At 62.8% G+C, this 16,280-nt stretch carries 16 protein-coding genes; 7 read left to right on the top strand and 9 right to left on the bottom strand.

Translation table 11 applies throughout. From position 1 onward, the window contains the following. Positions 1-64: 64 nt before the first annotated feature. The 3 genes from ACX80T_RS00970 to ACX80T_RS00960 all read right to left on the bottom strand — a co-directional run bounded on the left by ACX80T_RS00970 (position 65) and on the right by ACX80T_RS00960 (position 2,506). A complete protein-coding gene (locus ACX80T_RS00970) occupies positions 65-448 on the bottom strand; it encodes a DUF7793 family protein (protein WP_459303518.1) in 384 nt (127 codons plus the stop codon). A 166-nt stretch (positions 449-614) separates the two neighbouring features. Next, entirely contained in the window at positions 615-1,172 is a 558-nt protein-coding gene (locus tag ACX80T_RS00965; protein WP_459303517.1) for an RBBP9/YdeN family alpha/beta hydrolase, read from the bottom strand. 5 nt (positions 1,173-1,177) lie between these two features. Further along, positions 1,178-2,506 (bottom strand): uracil-xanthine permease family protein, encoded by a 1,329-nt coding sequence (locus tag ACX80T_RS00960; protein ID WP_019484020.1) that lies wholly within the window; start codon positions 2,504-2,506, stop codon positions 1,178-1,180. Between the two features lie 74 nt (positions 2,507-2,580). Between ACX80T_RS00960 and ACX80T_RS00955 the strand changes: the two genes are divergently transcribed. Next, a complete protein-coding gene (locus tag ACX80T_RS00955) occupies positions 2,581-3,408 on the top strand; it encodes an SDR family NAD(P)-dependent oxidoreductase (RefSeq protein ID WP_459303516.1) in 828 nt (275 codons plus the stop codon). Between the two features lie 84 nt (positions 3,409-3,492). Next, the gene (locus tag ACX80T_RS00950) at positions 3,493-4,917 is read left to right on the top strand and encodes an aldehyde dehydrogenase family protein (protein WP_459303515.1); all 1,425 of its coding nucleotides are present in this window, start codon (positions 3,493-3,495) and stop codon (positions 4,915-4,917) included. A 13-nt stretch (positions 4,918-4,930) separates the two neighbouring features. On the opposite strand, the gene pgm is transcribed toward ACX80T_RS00950, so the two are convergent. Both pgm and ACX80T_RS00940 read right to left on the bottom strand, forming a co-directional pair. Beyond that, a complete protein-coding gene (gene pgm / locus ACX80T_RS00945) occupies positions 4,931-6,562 on the bottom strand; it encodes a phosphoglucomutase (alpha-D-glucose-1,6-bisphosphate-dependent) (RefSeq protein WP_459303514.1) in 1,632 nt (543 codons plus the stop codon). A gap of 93 nt (positions 6,563-6,655) precedes the next feature. Next, positions 6,656-7,282 carry a class I SAM-dependent methyltransferase gene (locus tag ACX80T_RS00940; RefSeq protein ID WP_459303513.1) on the bottom strand — a complete coding sequence of 209 codons (627 nt, stop codon included), beginning with the start codon at positions 7,280-7,282 and terminating at the stop codon, positions 6,656-6,658. Between the two features lie 64 nt (positions 7,283-7,346). Here ACX80T_RS00940 and ACX80T_RS00935 point away from each other — a divergent pair, with 64 nt between their 5' ends. Further along, positions 7,347-7,511 carry a hypothetical protein gene (locus ACX80T_RS00935; protein ID WP_459303512.1) on the top strand — a complete coding sequence of 55 codons (165 nt, stop codon included), beginning with the start codon at positions 7,347-7,349 and terminating at the stop codon, positions 7,509-7,511. 28 nt (positions 7,512-7,539) lie between these two features. On the opposite strand, the gene ACX80T_RS00930 is transcribed toward ACX80T_RS00935, so the two are convergent. From ACX80T_RS00930 to ACX80T_RS00915, 4 genes are all read right to left on the bottom strand, one after another. Further along, on the bottom strand, positions 7,540-9,069 hold the full coding sequence (locus ACX80T_RS00930) for a long-chain-fatty-acid--CoA ligase (RefSeq protein ID WP_459303511.1): 1,530 nt from the start codon (positions 9,067-9,069) through the stop codon (positions 7,540-7,542). A gap of 138 nt (positions 9,070-9,207) precedes the next feature. Continuing rightward, positions 9,208-10,674 (bottom strand): peptide MFS transporter, encoded by a 1,467-nt coding sequence (locus tag ACX80T_RS00925; RefSeq protein ID WP_024477146.1) that lies wholly within the window; start codon positions 10,672-10,674, stop codon positions 9,208-9,210. Positions 10,675-10,687: 13 nt separating this feature from the next. Then, the gene (locus ACX80T_RS00920; protein WP_019484011.1) at positions 10,688-12,109 is read right to left on the bottom strand and encodes an amidase; all 1,422 of its coding nucleotides are present in this window, start codon (positions 12,107-12,109) and stop codon (positions 10,688-10,690) included. Beyond that, a complete protein-coding gene (locus ACX80T_RS00915) occupies positions 12,106-12,237 on the bottom strand; it encodes a hypothetical protein (protein ID WP_272944196.1) in 132 nt (43 codons plus the stop codon). Before ACX80T_RS00915 ends, ACX80T_RS00920 begins: the two co-directional genes overlap by 4 nt. Positions 12,238-12,328: 91 nt before the next feature. Here ACX80T_RS00915 and ACX80T_RS00910 point away from each other — a divergent pair, with 91 nt between their 5' ends. The 4 genes from ACX80T_RS00910 (at position 12,329) to ACX80T_RS00895 (ending at position 16,252) form a co-directional block, all read left to right on the top strand. Continuing rightward, complete coding sequence (locus ACX80T_RS00910; RefSeq protein ID WP_019484010.1) at positions 12,329-12,655, top strand: rhodanese-like domain-containing protein; 327 nt, start codon at positions 12,329-12,331, stop codon at positions 12,653-12,655. 13 nt (positions 12,656-12,668) lie between these two features. After that, the gene (gene pheA / locus ACX80T_RS00905) at positions 12,669-13,610 is read left to right on the top strand and encodes a prephenate dehydratase (protein WP_019484009.1); all 942 of its coding nucleotides are present in this window, start codon (positions 12,669-12,671) and stop codon (positions 13,608-13,610) included. 278 nt (positions 13,611-13,888) lie between these two features. Further along, the gene (locus ACX80T_RS00900; RefSeq protein ID WP_083850969.1) at positions 13,889-14,872 is read left to right on the top strand and encodes a LacI family DNA-binding transcriptional regulator; all 984 of its coding nucleotides are present in this window, start codon (positions 13,889-13,891) and stop codon (positions 14,870-14,872) included. 57 nt (positions 14,873-14,929) lie between these two features. Beyond that, positions 14,930-16,252 (top strand): ABC transporter substrate-binding protein, encoded by a 1,323-nt coding sequence (locus ACX80T_RS00895; RefSeq protein WP_019484007.1) that lies wholly within the window; start codon positions 14,930-14,932, stop codon positions 16,250-16,252. The last annotated feature ends 28 nt before the right edge of the window (positions 16,253-16,280 follow it).

The raw sequence follows: 16,280 nt of genomic DNA, 5'->3' as shown, positions 1-16,280 counted from the left end.
ATCACACCAGTTTAGGCACTACCGGGAGGGCGGGGCTCACCCAGGGCCTGAGTGGGGTGTGGGGTCAGGCGAAGGTGTCCAGCCAGTCGACGGCTGCGTCCTCGGAGGTGAAGAACTGCGCTGGGTGAGCGGCGTTATCGGCGAAGGCGGCGACTACCCGGTCAACGGGATCCTCGCCGAGCAGAGCGATGGCGGTAATGCCCTGCTCGGTGCAGATGGCCCGGCGGGCGGCGTTGGTGAACGTCACAGCTGTCATTCTCATCAGGATCCGCCGGGATCCGGGGTTGAGGAGCGATGCATCGAGAGTGACCCGCGCGTCGTCGACAGAGACCACCGTCGACGGTCGCCACCAGACGTGCAGGATGCCGTCTTCCCGCAGGGTCAAACGTTGGGTTTCGCCGGCATCCGGGTGGCGTTCAGTAGTAGTGGTGATGCATGAAGTGTTCATGATGTGTCCTGAAGTCTCAGCAGATCCATTTAACTTAGTAGCAAGCGTCAATGGGGTACTTCGTCGTCCACGACAGTTTGGATGTGTCCGACAGCTCACCAAAAGACGTCCGCAGCTGCTCCTGCGCGGGCGGGGCCTTCGGGTGAAGGACGACTTGTTTGCCTTCCTAGCGTGCGGTGGAAAGTAGCCCAGCCAGTTCCTGCTGCAGCTCGGGGAAACGCTGGTACCCGTCGGCGGACCCGAAATGGCCACCGCCGGGGATGGTGATGAGCGTTGCGTGCAGCCTGGCCGCGAGCCGGGCAGTGGCGGCAGGATCAACCACTGTGTCGTTGTCTGACCTGATCACTGTGCAACGGGAGACCACTAGTTCGTCGACGAAACCGTTGTCGGCGGTGAAGGGATCGAGGAGCGGAAGTGAAGCGACGGGTTCGGCGAACCCTGCGACCAGGATCAGCCCCCTGAGAGACCACCCCGGCTCCAGCGACGCCAGATAGCGAAGGGCGGTAATGCAGCCGAGACTGTGCGCAACGATCACCGTGTCCCCGGTGGGACGGCCGATGGCGCGGTGCAGTTCGGCAGTCCAACCGCTCTCCGCAGGTTCATTCGGGGTCGGTAGTTCGAGCACCGTCACGCTGTCCTGTGCCGTGGTGAAGCGGGACTTCAACCAGGGAAACCAGTGCTCGCCGGGGGACGCCTGGTATCCATGAACCACGAAGATCTTCATCCGGCTCAGCCCAGCTTCGAAGGCCGGGACCCTTTGTCGGAGGCGTCGACGGCGTCGGGCCCGGTGAGATGTTCGCTGCCCCGCCAGCGGGCGAGCCCGTTCATCACGTGGTAGATCGCGAGTGTCGCTGCGGTACCCAGGGCAATGCCTTCGAAGGTGAGCTCCCCAATGGTCCAGGTGAAGTTGGCGATGCCCACCACCAGGGCAACCCCTGCGGTGGATAGGTTGATGGGGTTGGAGAAGTTGACCTGGTTCTGTACCCAAATCCGCACCCCGAGAATGCCGATCATGCCGTAGAGCACCACTCCTGCGCCCCCAATGACCCCGGCCGGGACAGTGGCGATCAGGGCGCCGAACTTCGGGAACAGGCTCAGCAGGATGGCGACAATGCCTGCCACCCAGTAGGCGGCCGTCGAGTACACGCGGGATGCCGCCATCACACCAATGTTTTCTGCATACGTGGTGGTTCCGGAGCCACCGCCGGACCCGGCGAGCATCGTGGCGAGGCCATCGGCCATCAGCGCGCGCCCGGTGACGGGGTCAAGGTCGCGGCCGGTCATTGCCGCCACCGATTTCACGTGGCCGATGTTTTCGGCGACGAGAACCAGCACCACCGGGATGAAAAGACCCACCACTGAGAGGTGGAACTCGGGGGTCTGGAATGGGGGGAGACCAATCCAGGCGGCGTCGCCGATCGCAGCGAAGTCCACCTCACCGCGCAGCATGGCGACAACGTACCCGGCCAGGACACCCACCAGGATGGACAATCGCCCGAGGATGCCCTTGAACAGGACCGTGACCAGCAGGATGACCACCACGGTGATCAGGGCGGTGAGGGGAGCCTGCTCAAAGCTGGCCTTGGCCGTGGGTGCGAGGTTCAGTCCGATCAGCGCGACGATCGCGCCGGTGACGATTGGTGGCATCACCACCTGGATCCAGCGGGAACCAGCCTTGTGCACAATGGCGCCAATGATCGCCAGCACCGCACCGGCCATGATGATGCCGCCAAGCGCCCCAGCGGGACCGTGCTGGCTTTGGGCGGCGGCGATCGGCGCGATGAACGCGAAGCTTGACCCGAGGTAGCTCGGTACCTTCCCCGCGGTAATGATCAGGAAGAGGATGGTGCCAATGCCCGAGAACAGGAGGGTGGTTGCCGGGGGGAACCCGGTAATCAGGGGGACCAGGAACGTGGCGCCGAACATGGCGACGACGTGCTGGGCGCCAATACCGATCGTCCGCGGCCAGCTCAGCCGCTCATCAGGGGCAACGAACTGCCCCGGCAGGACGTTCTTCCCGTCGCCGTGAACTGTCCAAGCGGTACCGAACCTGCTCATGGCTGTGCCTTCCAAAGATGTGGGGTGATCTGTCGGAAATCTTACCGTCCGGCGCGGGATGTTACGTTGCACTCATGTCATTCACAGTCGAAGGCCAAACAGTCCTCATCACCGGTGCCGCCAGCGGGATGGGTCGGCTGTACGCGGAACGCGCTGTCAGGGAGCGGGCAGCAGCCGTGGTGCTCTGGGATGTGGACGCCGAGGCCCTCCGCGGGGCCGCCGATTTCCTGAGCGGTGCCGGCTCCTCGGTGCACAGCTACGTGGTTGACCTCGCGTCCCTGGAGGAGATCACGACGGCGGCTGCCGCCGTGCGGAACGACGTCGGGGTCCCGACCGTGCTGGTCAATAATGCTGGCATCGTGCGCGGGAAGTACTTCTGGGAACACGACCAAGCGGCCGACATCGCTCTGGTGATGAACATCAACACGCTCGCGCTCATGCATCTGACCCGGGAATTCCTGCCGGACCTCATCGCGGCGGGAAACCAGGCACGCATCCTGAACGTCGCGTCAGCGTCCGGCACCCTGTCGGTGCCCCGGATGAGCGTGTACACCGCCTCAAAGTGGGCAGTCATCGGATGGAGCGACTCGCTGCGCCTCGAACTGCGCGAAGCCGGGCACAACCACATCAAGGTCACCACCCTGATTCCCAGTTACATCAAGACCGGCATGTTCGAAGGTGCCCGAGGGCCACTGTTCACGCCGCTGATGGACCCGGCAGACGTTGTCGATAAGGCCTGGCGGGCGATGCTGGTGGGGCGTGCCCGCCTTCAGCTGCCCTGGTCGGTGGCCCTGGGCAGCGCGCTGCGTGGGCTTCTTCCCCAGCCGGTCTGGGATGTGGTGGCTGGCCGGGTTTTCAAGGTGTACAGCTCCATGGAGCACTTCACGGGCCGCGCCAGCTGAGCTGCCACCCACCAGAAGACCGCACCCGTAAAAAAATGTCCCAGCCAGCGATCCGCTGGCCGTTCTGTCAAGAAGGAACCCTAGATGACCAGTAGTCCAACACTAATTGCGGGCGGCTCCGGTGCTCAGGATGGTGCCGTCGCTGAGGGAACGACCGCGGCGGACCGCCTGCGCCGCACCTTCGACGACGGGACCACACGGCCACTCGCGTGGCGCCGAGCCCAATTGCAGGGCCTGGTGCGGATGTTCGCCGAACGGGAACAGGACTTCGCCGACGCGTTGCAGACAGATCTGGGCAAGAGCCGTCTCGAGGGACTGGTTTCTGAGCTCTCGCTGGTCCGGGCGGAGGCCGAGTTTGCTCTCAGGCATCTGGCGGAGTGGACCAGCGTCGAAAGGGTACGGGTCCCGATCGGCCTGGCGCCGGCGTCGGCCCACCGGGAGCCTCAGCCCCTGGGAGTGGTGCTGATCATCGGGCCCTGGAACTATCCGGTGCAGTTGCTGCTGTCGCCCCTGGTTGGTGCGCTCGCCGCCGGGAACTGCGCGGTCCTGAAGCCGAGCGAACTAGCGCCCGCCACCTCGGCTGTGATCGCTGACCTCCTGCCTCGATATCTCGACGGCGCGGCCGTGGAGGTGGTGGAAGGCGGACCCGAGGTGAGCACCGAGTTGCTCACCCAGAAGTACGATTCCATCTTCTTCACCGGAGGTGCACGCGTGGGGAGGATCGTCGCCAAAGCCGCTGCTGAGCAGCTCACCCCTGTCACCCTCGAGCTGGGAGGCAAGTCCCCCGCCGTCGTGATGGACGGAGACCTTCGCGCCGTGGCCCGGCGTCTGATCTTCGGTAAATTCCTTAACGCCGGGCAGACCTGCGTCGCTCCCGATTACGTGCTCGTGAAGGCGGGGCTGGAATCACAACTCCTGAAGCAGCTGAAACGGGCGCTCGCCGAGTTTTACGGCAGCGATCCCAGCCAGAGCAGTGACTATGGCCGGATTATCAACGAAACCCACTTCGATCGTCTGGTGGGGCTCCTGGATAGCGGCCGCAGCTACGCTGGCGGCTCGCACGACCGGGCCACCCGATACCTCGAACCCACACTGTTGACCGAGGTGCAGCCGGACTCGCCGGTCATGCACGACGAGATCTTCGGACCAATCCTGCCCATCCTGACCGTGAGCGGTATGGATGAAGCGGTGGAATTCATCGCCGCCCGGCCCGCCCCTCTCGCTGCCTACCTGTTCAGCAGGAGCAGCGCGGTGCAGCAGAGCTTCGAAGCCCGGGTCCGAGCCGGCGGGATCGGCCACAACGCCTGCAACCTGCACCTGACGGTTCCCGGACTGCCTTTTGGAGGCGTCGGTGACAGCGGGACGGGCGCCTACCACGGGCGCTATTCCTTCGACACTTTCAGCCAGCTGCGGGGAGTGCTCTCCAAAGGGACCGGCATCGACACCCTGCGCCTCGCCTACCCTCCTTACAGCGGTCTGAAGAAGTGGCTCTTGCGCCGGCTCCTCTGACCACCCCCGAGGGTTACCCGATCACCCCGTCCACCAGTGCTTTCGCTTCGTCCTGGACCTGCTTGAGGTGGTCGGCACCCTTGAAGGACTCGGCGTAAATCTTGTACACGTCCTCCGTACCCGAGGGGCGTGCAGCGAACCAGGCGTTCTCGGTGGTGACCTTCAACCCACCGATTGGAGCCCCATTGCCCGGTGCTTCCGTGAGCCGGGCCGTGATGGTCTCGCCGGCCAGGGTGGTGGCTGAGACATCCGTCGGCGAAAGCTTCCCCAACGCCGCCTTCTGGTCCCGTGTCGCTGCCGCGTCGATCCGCGCGTACACCGGTGACCCGAACCGGTCGGTCAGGCTGGCGTAGTGCTGCGACGGGGTGCGACCGCTGACCGCAGTGATTTCCGAGGCTAGCAGGGCCAGCAGGATGCCGTCCTTGTCTGTGGTCCAGGTGGTGCCGTCGTGACGCAGGAAGGAGGCCCCCGCGGATTCCTCACCACCGAAAGCCAGGCCACCGGACAGCAGGCCCGGTACAAACCATTTGAAGCCCACCGGAACCTCTTCGAGCGTTCGGCCCAGATCCGCTGCCACCCGGTCAATGATCGACGAGGACACGAGGGTCTTCCCGACGACGGCGTCTTGCCGCCACTGCGGCCGATTCCGGTAGAGGTAATCGATGGCGACGGCGAGGTAGTGGTTGGGGTTCATCAGGCCCGCATCCGGGGTGACGATACCGTGCCGGTCCGCATCGGCGTCGTTACCGGAAGAGATATCAAACTCGGAGGACCGGGCAATCAATGAGGCCATGGCCGACGGCGAGGAGCAGTCCATCCGGATCTTCTCATCCCAGTCCAGGGTCATGAACGCCCACTGCGGGTCAACTGACGGGTTGACGACTGTCAGGTTCAGGTTGTGGGTCTCACCGATGGCACCCCAGTAATCTACTGCTGCGCCCCCCATGGGATCCGCACCGATGTGCAGACCGGATGCCCGGATGGCGTCGAGATTGAGGACGCTGGGCAGGTCCTCAACATAGTGCTGCAGGAAATCGTAGGTTCCGATGCCCTCTGCCTGCAGCGCCTGGCTGGCGGGCACCCGTCGGACCTCCCGCAGGCCGCCCTCCATCAGGGTGTTGGCTCGATCGGCGATCCAGTTGGTGGCGTCGGAGTCGGCGGGTCCCCCGTGCGGTGGGTTGTATTTGAAACCGCCGTCCCCGGGAGGGTTGTGCGAAGGGGTGATGACGATGCCGTCTGCCTGGTCTGCGCCGCGCGAGTTGTAGGCGAGGATGGCGTGCGATACGGCCGGGGTGGGGGTGAAGGCGCCACGGGCATCCACACGGACCGTTACATTGTTGGCGGCAAGCACCTCCAGCGCCGTCTGCTGGGCGGGATCCGAAAGCGCGTGAGTGTCCTTGCCCATGAAAAGGGGACCGGTGATGCCCTGCCCGGCCCGGTATTCAACGATCGCCTGGGTGATCGCTGCAATGTGTCCTTCGTTGAAGGACGCCTTGAGCGAGGAGCCGCGATGTCCCGACGTGCCAAACGCCACTCGTTGTGCCGGGTCGCTGAGATCGGGAACGACGTCGAAATACGCGTCCAGAAGGGAAGTAATGTCGACGAGATCGCTGGGTAGGGCGACTGTGCCCGCTCGGTTTGCCATTGCTACAGCATGCCAAAGAACCGGGACGAATACAGCCCCGGACGCCAATTGTGGCGGAGTGTGCCGCGTAGGCCGTGCAGCAGCACAACAGAATCAGGGTTTGAGGGCGTGGATTCGTTCAATCGAGCCGGCCTTAAGACGCTCGACTTCGACGACGGTGAACCCAGCAGCCTCCACCAGGGGCAACTGTCGGCGCGTGAAGTACTCACCCGCCATGCGGACTGTGGCCCGCTCCAACAGCCATTGCATCGCGTATACCGGGGGCCAGCTGCTCGCCACGTGATCCAGAAGGAGCAGGCGTCCGCCGGGCACCAGCACCCGCTTGGCTTCTCCGATGGCTGAGGCTGGGTTGGGTATCCCACACAGCGACAGCCCGCAGAGAACGGTATCGAACGAGCTGTCCGCGAAGGGAAGGTCTTCGGCGTTGCCTACCCTCAAATCCATCGGGCGGCCCAGACGGGATGCCCGTCCGGCGGCAATGCTCAGCATCGCCGGGCTGAGATCGATCCCGCTGACCTGCGAGTCGACCGGGAGATGGGGCAGATTCAGCCCGGTGCCGACCGCCACTTCAAGGACGCGCCCGGTTGCCCGGGCCCCCAGCCATTCCCGGCCACCGCCAAACCAGAACCGATCCAGGAATGCGATCTGCCGGTCATAGCTCGCAGCGTTCTGCTCCCAGGCCCGCAAAACCCTGGCCGTCTGGTCTTCTGCTGGGGTCATCGTGGTCTCCTCCAAGTGATAAGTTCGCTGTGTACTTAGCCAAATACAGGAAAGGTGCCATCCCATGAGTGAACAGATTGACAAGGAACGCGACGACGCGGCGGAGTCGGTCGGCGGGTCCGACAAGATCGATGCTGGCGGCTACGGTGGTCCCGGCCCGGCAAGTGAACTTCCCGAGGGTAAGGAAGTCAAAAGCGAGGATAACCGGGAGAACGACGACGACTCCTGATCCACGGGGTTGATCCCGGCGGCTGCCGCTAGACCCGGATTTCGCGTTTAAGGATCTTGCCGGTCGGGCCCTTGGGGAGGGCCTCCACCAGCAGGACCCGCCGAGGGTACTTGTAGGCCGCGACGCGTTCCTTGGTGAATTCGAGTATTTCGGAGCTCAGGCGCTCGCGGGCGGCGTCGTCCGCCGGTTCCGCTTCGGCTCTGATGCCGACAACGGCCACGATCTCCTCGCCCTGCAGCTCATCAGGAACACCAATAACTGCTGCTTCGGCGACTGCCGGGTGCTCGTAGAGAACTTCTTCGATCTCGCGTGGGTACACGTTGTACCCGCCACGCAGGATGATGTCCTTTTTGCGGTCCACGATGAAAATGGCTCCGTCCTCGTCAAATCTGGCAAGATCGCCGGTCCGGAACCAGCCGTCGGGGATAGCGGCGGCGGTGGCGTCGTCGTTGTTCCAGTAGCCCTTCATGACGCAGTGGCCGCTGACTGACAACTCGCCCACCTCGCCGGTAGGCACCTCCGCGCCGTCGGCGTCGAGCATCCGTACCTGGACGCCGTCGACCGGGGTCCCGATCGAGCCCGGTTTCCGTACTGTCCCGCGTCGGTTGAAGCTTACGATCGGCGATGTCTCCGACAAGCCGTATCCTTCCAGCAGCTCGGCACTGAAAACCCGCTCAAATTCGTGGAGCACCTCCACGGGCAATGCGGACCCTCCCGAAACCGCCACGCGCAGCGACGACAGGTCGGTCTCCGCGACCGAGGGGTGCCGCAGCATCGCGATGTACATGGTGGGCACCCCTTCGAAGATGGTTACCGAGTCGCGGGCTATAATCTCAAGGGCCTTACCTGGTTCAAACCTGGGTAGGAGGGTCACGGTCGCGCCGGTCAGTACTGATGCGTTCAAGGCGCAGGTCTGCCCAAAAATGTGGAAGAACGGCAGCCCCCCAAACAGCACATCCCCGGTGGCGATTCCCATCAGGTCCCGTGATATCTCAGCGTTGCGGCGCAGGTTGACGTGCGTCAGGGCGGCGCCTTTTGGCCGTCCGGTCGTTCCAGAGGTGTAGAGCAACACCGCGGTGTCCTCGTCATCGACCTCGACCACCTGCGGTGCTGGTTCAGTAGTTGAGAGCTGCTGCATGAAGGCGCCCGAATCGACAGCGATTACCTCGAGAGTTGTTCCCTGCGCCGCGCTGGCCGCAATCTGTCCGACCGCCGACTCAGCCTCCGATGCCACCCCCTCCCACGCGAAGACCAGGCGTGCCCCAGAATCGTCCAGATGATAGGCAATTTCCCGGGCTTTCAGCAGGGGGTTGAGGGGAACCACCACCGCACCGAACCGCAGAACGCCGTAATAGATAAATGCCATCTGCGGAATATTCGGCATGATCAGGGCTATCCGGTCGCCGGCTTGCACGTCTTTCTGTGCAAGCAGCGCTGCAACCCGTTGGCTCCACTGATCGAGCGCCGAGAAGGTGAGCTCGACGTCGTCGAGCTTGATCGCTACCGCCTCCGGGTGCTCGTGGGCAGTGGAAGTGAGGTTGTTGGCGAGGTTAGGCACGCGATCTCCTTTGATCAGGCTAGTTACTGATGAGTAACAGTCTGTTTCATGGAGTCGGGCTGCGCAATGGGGGCCGGGTCAGCGGGACGCCACAGGCGCCCACCAAATGCAGGTGGACGCCTGTGAAGAGTGGAGAGATTAGCGCACGCCCATCATCAGCTTCTTGATGGCTGGGGTGCCAACAACCAGCACTCCGCCGATTACTATCACCGAAATGCCAAGCACCGAGAAGTAGGTGCCCTCAGTTGATGGATCGTAGCGGCTCGCCAGAATGCCGGACAGCGTTGTCCCGAGGGAGATCGAGAGGAAGTTCAACGCAACCATCTGGGTCCTAAAGACTTCCGGCGCCAATTTGGTGGCCACCGACAGGCCGATGGGGGAGATCAACAGTTCGGAAATTGTGAAGACCAGCAAAGTGATTGCCATGGCGACTAGCGGGGTTGTGTTCGCGCCGCCGCCAGCGAACGGCAGGAACATCAGGTACGCGAGGCCGATCCCGATCAATCCGAAGGCAAACTTCAGGGGAGATGATGGCTGTCGGTCGCCCAACTTGGTCCACATTGCCGCGAAGATGCCGGCAAGCACGATGACGTATACCGGCACAAAGGAAACAATCCACTCAGGCAGAATCTCCAGGCCGAAGAAGTTCCGATTCAGCCTTTCCTCGGAATAGACGATGATCAGGGTGAACAGCTGCTGGTAGAGGGCCCAGAATGCGGCACTGGCAATAAACAGCGGAATGAAAGCCATGGTCTGCTTTCGCTCCGGAGCGGAAACCTTCGAGCTCGTCAGGATGACAGTGAAGTAGCCTGCTGCCGCGAGGATGGCCGCCCATGCCATTACCTGGGCCAGGTTGTCGGTACTGATCAAGCCGCTGAGGAAGGCGACAGTGACCACAGCAACGGCAGCGAATGCGATAGCGATCCACCGGAGGTATTGGGACCGGGGAAGGGGGTTCTCGATGACGTGCGCGTCGGCGGAGAAATGCTTCCGGACGATCGAGTATTGCACCAAGCCGATTGCCATGCCTATCGCTGCGGCTCCGAACCCGATGTGGAATCCTGCGGTATCACGCAACCACCCCGTGAGGAGTGGGCCAAACAGGGCGCCGAGGTTGATGCCCATGTAGAAGATGGAGAATCCAGCATCGCGTCGCTGGTCCTTCTTGCTGTACAGGGTGCCGACCAGAGAGGTGGCGTTTGCCTTCAATCCGCCAGAGCCGACTCCCACCAGCACCAGTCCGATGGTCAGTCCCACCCCGCCGGGGAGGACGGCTAGCGAGATGTGCCCCAACATGATCAGGATGGCCGAGTAGAACAGGGCCTTCTCGGACCCAAGCACGCGATCTGCGAGCCACGCGCCGAGAATTGTTGAGAGGTAGACGCTTCCGCCATAGGCACCCACCAGAGTGAGGGCCAAGCCCTGCTCAATGCCCAGGCCGCCAGCGGTGACTTCGAAGTACATATAGAACGCAAGGATCGCCTGCATTCCATAGAACGAAAACCGTTCCCACACTTCAAGGCTGAAGAGGTGGGCCAGCATTCGAGGGTGACCAAAAAAAGAGGTATCCGCCGAGCGGGGCGGTGAACTATGCGATGTGATCATTTATACGATGGTGTCACTCCACCAGGCCGGTGTCATCTGGGCCCCAGGCCGATTCGAGTTGGGCTGCAACCGACAGTAACTGGGCCTCACCGCTGGGGCGTCCAATGAGCTGGATACCCATTGAAAGCCCGGCTTCAGTGGTCAGGGTCGGCAGCGCGATGGCAGGCAAGCCGCAAACATTAACCATCGATGTGAACGGGGAGTACTGGCATTGCCTGAGGTAGTCGGTGTCCCCGTCCTCGGACGTGTACCACCCTATTGGCCTGGGGGTCTGCCCGAGCGCTGGGGTGAGGATGAAATCGTGAGCCGAGTACTGGGTGATGGTTTCCTGCTCAAACTGTCGCAGAATATCGATCGCCGCAACCAGGTCAGCCGCGCTTCGTGACAGCGCCCGCTCGCGCATGGTGGCGGCAAGCGGGGTGAGTAGCCGTTCATTGCCTGGCGGGATGGGCGCCGTCGCCAGTGCCGCTGTCCAGACGGTCTGAAAGGCTTGATGGTAGCGACTGTCGTAGGTGATCGAGGCTTCGACGACGTCGTGCCCGGCCGCGATGAGCGCCTCAATCCCCTTCTCGTAGGCGGCACGTGCCGCTGGGTCGAGCGCAATGTCGAATGCCGAGGCGAACGGTGACAGCGTACTGGCCCCGATGCGGAACGTGCCCTCCGCCTGGAGGGCAGCGTCGAGGAATGACGACGACGGCGGCACCGCGCTGGTCGCACGGAAATTTGGGGCATCCACCATCGCATCGAGAAGGAGTGCCGCGTCCGCCGTCGTGCGGGCCAGCGGCCCGGCGACCACAAATTGTCCGAGGTCGGCCTGCCCCGACAGGGACGGGATTCGGCCACGATTCGGTTTCAGTCCGATCAGCCCCGTGGCCGACGCCGGAATACGGACAGACCCGCCGCCGTCACTGCCTGGAGCGAAGGGGATCATGCCCGCAGCAACAGCTGCGGCACTGCCGCCCGAGGAGCCGCCCGGGCTGAACGCCGGATCGAGCGGATTGCGGGCAGCTGGTGCAATGTCATTCTCGCTGTGGCAGCTGAGGCCGAACTCGGGCACCTGGGTTTTGCCCAGACTGATTGCGCCTGCTCTGCGCAGGATGGCCACCAGCGGAGAATCGCTTGTCGCGATCGCCGGGGGAAACGCTGCGGTACCGAAGGTGGTGGGGACACCTGTGACATCGGCGAGATCCTTGTGGGCCAGGGGCATCCCGTGCAGTACCGGAAGCGACCCGGCAGCAGGCGATGCCAGCCGGTCATCGGCCGCTGCGGCTTCTCTCATGGCCAACTCACCGGTCACGGCGATGAACGATCCGAGGCCCGGATTGAGCTCATCAATCCGATGCAGGTAGTGGGCGGTCAGCTCCCGGGAGCTAAGTTCCCCGCGGGCGATTGCGTCACGCTGGGCCAACGCTGTCAGTTGGTGCAGTTCCGTCACTGAATGCTCCCCGGCAGTCTGGCGGCCAGGGGTTCCCCAACTGCTATCGCGTCAGCACTTCCCACGTAGGTAACGCGAGGACGACGACCGGTGGTGCCGGCGAGGATGGTGGGTTGATCAGCGGGCATTGTTACCTCCCGTTTGGGTACAGCATTGTGGGTGAGGTTCGTCTCCCACTATAGGCTTGGCGAAATAGGACCTTTGGGAAGGGGTTTGCCGATGAGCGAGTCCGAGAATGTCTCGATCGAGTCAATTGCCGACAGCAGCGCTGTGTTGGATGTCCGGGAGGACTACGAGTGGGAGGCAGGCCACATTGACGGGGCGGTGCACATTCCGATGGAGCAGATTCCAGCCCGCCTGGATGAACTTGACCCGGACACCGACCTGCACGTAATTTGCCGGACCGGTGGTCGCTCCCAGCAAGTCACGCAGTGGCTGGTTGCCAATGGCTACTCGGCAGTTAACGTCACTGGTGGGATGGGTGCCTGGCTTGAGGCAGGTAAGCCGATGGTCTCCGACACCAATCAGCCGCCCACCGTTCTGTGACTGTGAGGAATCCATGAGTTCTCGCGTTCCGGAGGCGTCCTATACTTTCCTGGGCCCGGAGGGCACCTTCACGGAGGCAGCTCTCTTGCAGGTTCCCGGCGCCGACGTCGCCCGGCGGGTACCGGCGCCGACGGTGAACGCAGCCCTGGACCTGGTGCGCAGCGGTTCCGTTGAGGCCGCGATGGTGCCAATCGAGAACTCAGTCGAGGGCGGGGTGAGTGCGACCCTTGACGCCATCTCCCAAGGCGAGCCCCTGCGGATAATCCGCGAAGTACTGGTTCCCATCACCTTCGTCCTGGTCGCCAAACCAGGGATGCAGTTGAACGAAGTCCACACCATCTCCACTCACGGGCACGCCTGGGCTCAGTGCCAGTTGTGGACCACCCAGAATATTCCAGGGGCAGAATATATGCCGGGTTCATCCACGGCCGCAGCGGCTGTGGGCCTATTGGAAGCAGACTGTCCGTACGATGCAGCGATTTGTTCACCTTTCGTAGCTGAGCGGTTGGGCTTGCCGGTGCTGGGAAGTCACATCGGGGACGTCGCGGATGCAGTTACCCGGTTCATTCTGGTGAGCCGGCCCAACATCCTGCCCGAGCCCACCGGCGCCGATAAAACCACTCTCGTCATCCCGCTGCCGGAAGACCACCCCGGTGCACTGATGGAGATCCTCGACCAGTTTGCTGCCCGTGGAGTGAACCTGAGTCGGATCGAATCCAGGCCCACCGGCCAGTTCCTCGGTGACTATTTTTTCAGTATCGACGCCGAAGGCCATATTGCTGATGCCCGGGTGGCCGACGCGTTGCAGGGGTTGCATCGGATCAGCCCCCAGCTGCGCTTTCTCGGTTCGTACGCCAGGGCCGATCGGCGCGAACACTCAGTCGCCAGGCACACCTCAGACGAAGCCTTCAAGGCAGCTCGGATCTGGGTGGAATCGCTCCAGCAGAGTGACTAGGTGATCGCCACCGGTTATTTCGCGAACGCGGCCCGGTCGCCTGGAGGCGGGGTGTGCCAAGACCTTAGTCGAAGACATTCCCCGACCGTTGTCAACCAGTTCCGGGATGCTCGGGTACCCCAGTAGACCGCGATCGGATTCGACCGTTCGGCCAGCTGTTTACGAAACGTGCTGGCTTTCTACTTCCCTCGGCTTAGCGTTAGTGCTGCAAGTCACGAAACCGTTTACGTAAACCGTTTGCGCGCAGGGTTTCGTGACTCCTCAGAGGGGAGGGAACCGTGACAACGATCAGGGATGTGGCACAACAAGCTGGCGTTTCGCCTGCCACTGTGTCCAGGGTTATCAACGGCCTGGTTGGCTATACGGACGCCACACGCCAGCGCGTGGAGGGGGCGATTGCAAAACTCAACTACGAGCCGGACTCCCTTGCGCGAACGCTCAAGACCCGTCAGACGTCCGTTATTGGCCTCCTGGCACCAATGGTGTCCGATGCCCTCGCCTCCGAGGTGATGCGGGGGGTCGAGGATGCAGCTCGTGAGCGCGGCTACGCGGTTATGCTCGGCCGGACAGGCGTGAAGTCCACCTTCATCGCCGGCTACCTGAGAACCCTACGCACCTACCGCGCCGCTGGGGTTATCCTGATCTCGGCCGTCATCACCCCGGAAATGCGTCAACTCCTGGGCCCCGCCATCCCGATCATCTCCGTTGCCATTAGCGATAACTCCGGTTCACCGAGCGTCGCGATCAACGATGAACTCGCTGCCTATGATGCCACCCGGTACCTGTTGAAGCTCGGTCACCGGCGCATCGGTTTACTTGCCGGAGATCCACTATCCATTTTCGTCGCAAAACCCCGGCAGCGCGGCTATGAACGGGCGATGAACGAGGCAGGCTGCGCGACGGTTACGGCGGCAGGCACATTCTTCTACGAGAGTGGCGCTTCCGGCCTCGCTCAACTCCTTCAACAGGACCCGGGCCTGACCGCCATTTTTGCCATGAGCGACGAAATGGGTGCCGCCGTCGTCAATGAACTCCAGAAGCTTGGTCGAAGAGTTCCCGAGGACGTTTCAGTGCTTGGCTTCGACAACACCTCGACCTCACAGCATGTTCACCCAGCCCTGAGCACGATCGCGCAGCCCCTGGAGGACATGGGACAGATCGCCGTAAGGAAAATTCTTCGGTCCCGGGATCTCGGTCCACGGGTAGTGCAGCACCGGTTGGTCAAGCGTGGATCGACGGGCCCGCCGCGGCCCGGTTCCTGACGTCACCACACAATTCCTTCTCACCATCACCATCACCAAACACACAAGGAGCAGTACATGAGGCAACGTCGCCAACACCGGCACATCCTTTTCGGCACGGCAGCATTTGCCATCTCAGCCCTCGCGCTTTCGGGCTGCGCGGGTGGCGAAGTATCCGAGGACGAAGGAACAGCCGTATCCGAAGCAGAATTTGAGGGCCGTGGTCCCATCAACTACGTCTCTTCGCGAGATGCTTCGGGGGCTGCACAGGACAGTCTCGACAAGTGGAATTCCGAGCATCCCGATGAGCAGGTGACTCTGATCGAGCTCCCGGACTCGGCCGATCAGCAGCGTCAGCAGCTGATCCAGAACGCGCAGATTGAGTCGGACACCTTCAGCGTGCTGAACCTCGATGTCGTCTGGACCTCCGAGTTCGCGGCGAACCGGTGGATCGAGCCGCTCCCCGAGGATGCGCTACCCACCGATAGCATGATCCCCGCTACGGTCGATGCCGCGTCTTACCGCGACACGCTTTACGGGGCTCCGTACTACACGGATGGCGCCCTGCTCTACTACCGGACCGACCTGCTGGAGGCGGCAGGGATCGACTCGCCCCCAGCAACCTGGGACGAGATGGAGGCTGCGTGCGACGCCATCCTTGCGCTTCCCGAGGGACAGGACATGTCCTGTTACGCGGGCCAGTTTGATAAGAACGAGGCACTCACCGTGAACTTCACCGAGGCTGTAGCCTCGGCAGGCGGCGCGGTGTTCGACGAGGAAGGCAACCCGACCGTCGATTCTCCGGAAGCCTTGGCTGGATTGACCCAGTTGAGTGATGCCTTCGCCGACAACCTCGTTCCGAGTGACGCCATCACTTATCTCGAAGAACAGGGACGTCGGGCCTTCCAGGACGGCGAAGTGGTGTTCTTGCGAAACTGGCCCTTTGTGTACGCGTCGTTGACCGCTACTGACGGTTCTAGCCAGGTGCTGGACAAGTTCGGCATCAGCTCGGTCCCAGGCATTGGAGACAATCCCGGCGTTTCCACCCTTGGTGGCCGAAACCTGGCCATTTCGCCGTTCACCGCCAATAAGGCCACGGCTCTGGATTTCATCAAGTTCTTCACCAGTGAAGAAGAATCTCGCGCCCGGCTGGACAAGAGTTCGCGTGCACCGGTGTATGCGTCTCTTCTGGAGGACCCGGCCGTTGTTGAGCAACGGCCGTTCTACCCCACCCTCCTGGAGTCGCTGGAGAATGCACAGCCCCGTCCAAAGGTAGTCCAGTATGGCGCCACTACAACGGCTATCCAGGAAGAAGCATACGCAGCGCTGACAGGCGACAAGGACCCTGAAGCGGCACTCGCCGATATGCAGGCGAAGCTCGAGGAATTGTCCGCCGAATAGTGACACTCGTGTCCGCCCGGGGCACCCC

Source organism: Arthrobacter sp. Sr33, from assembly GCF_054511195.1.
Note: the sequence above shows the minus strand (reverse complement) of the source record. Positions and strands in the feature narration are given on the sequence as shown.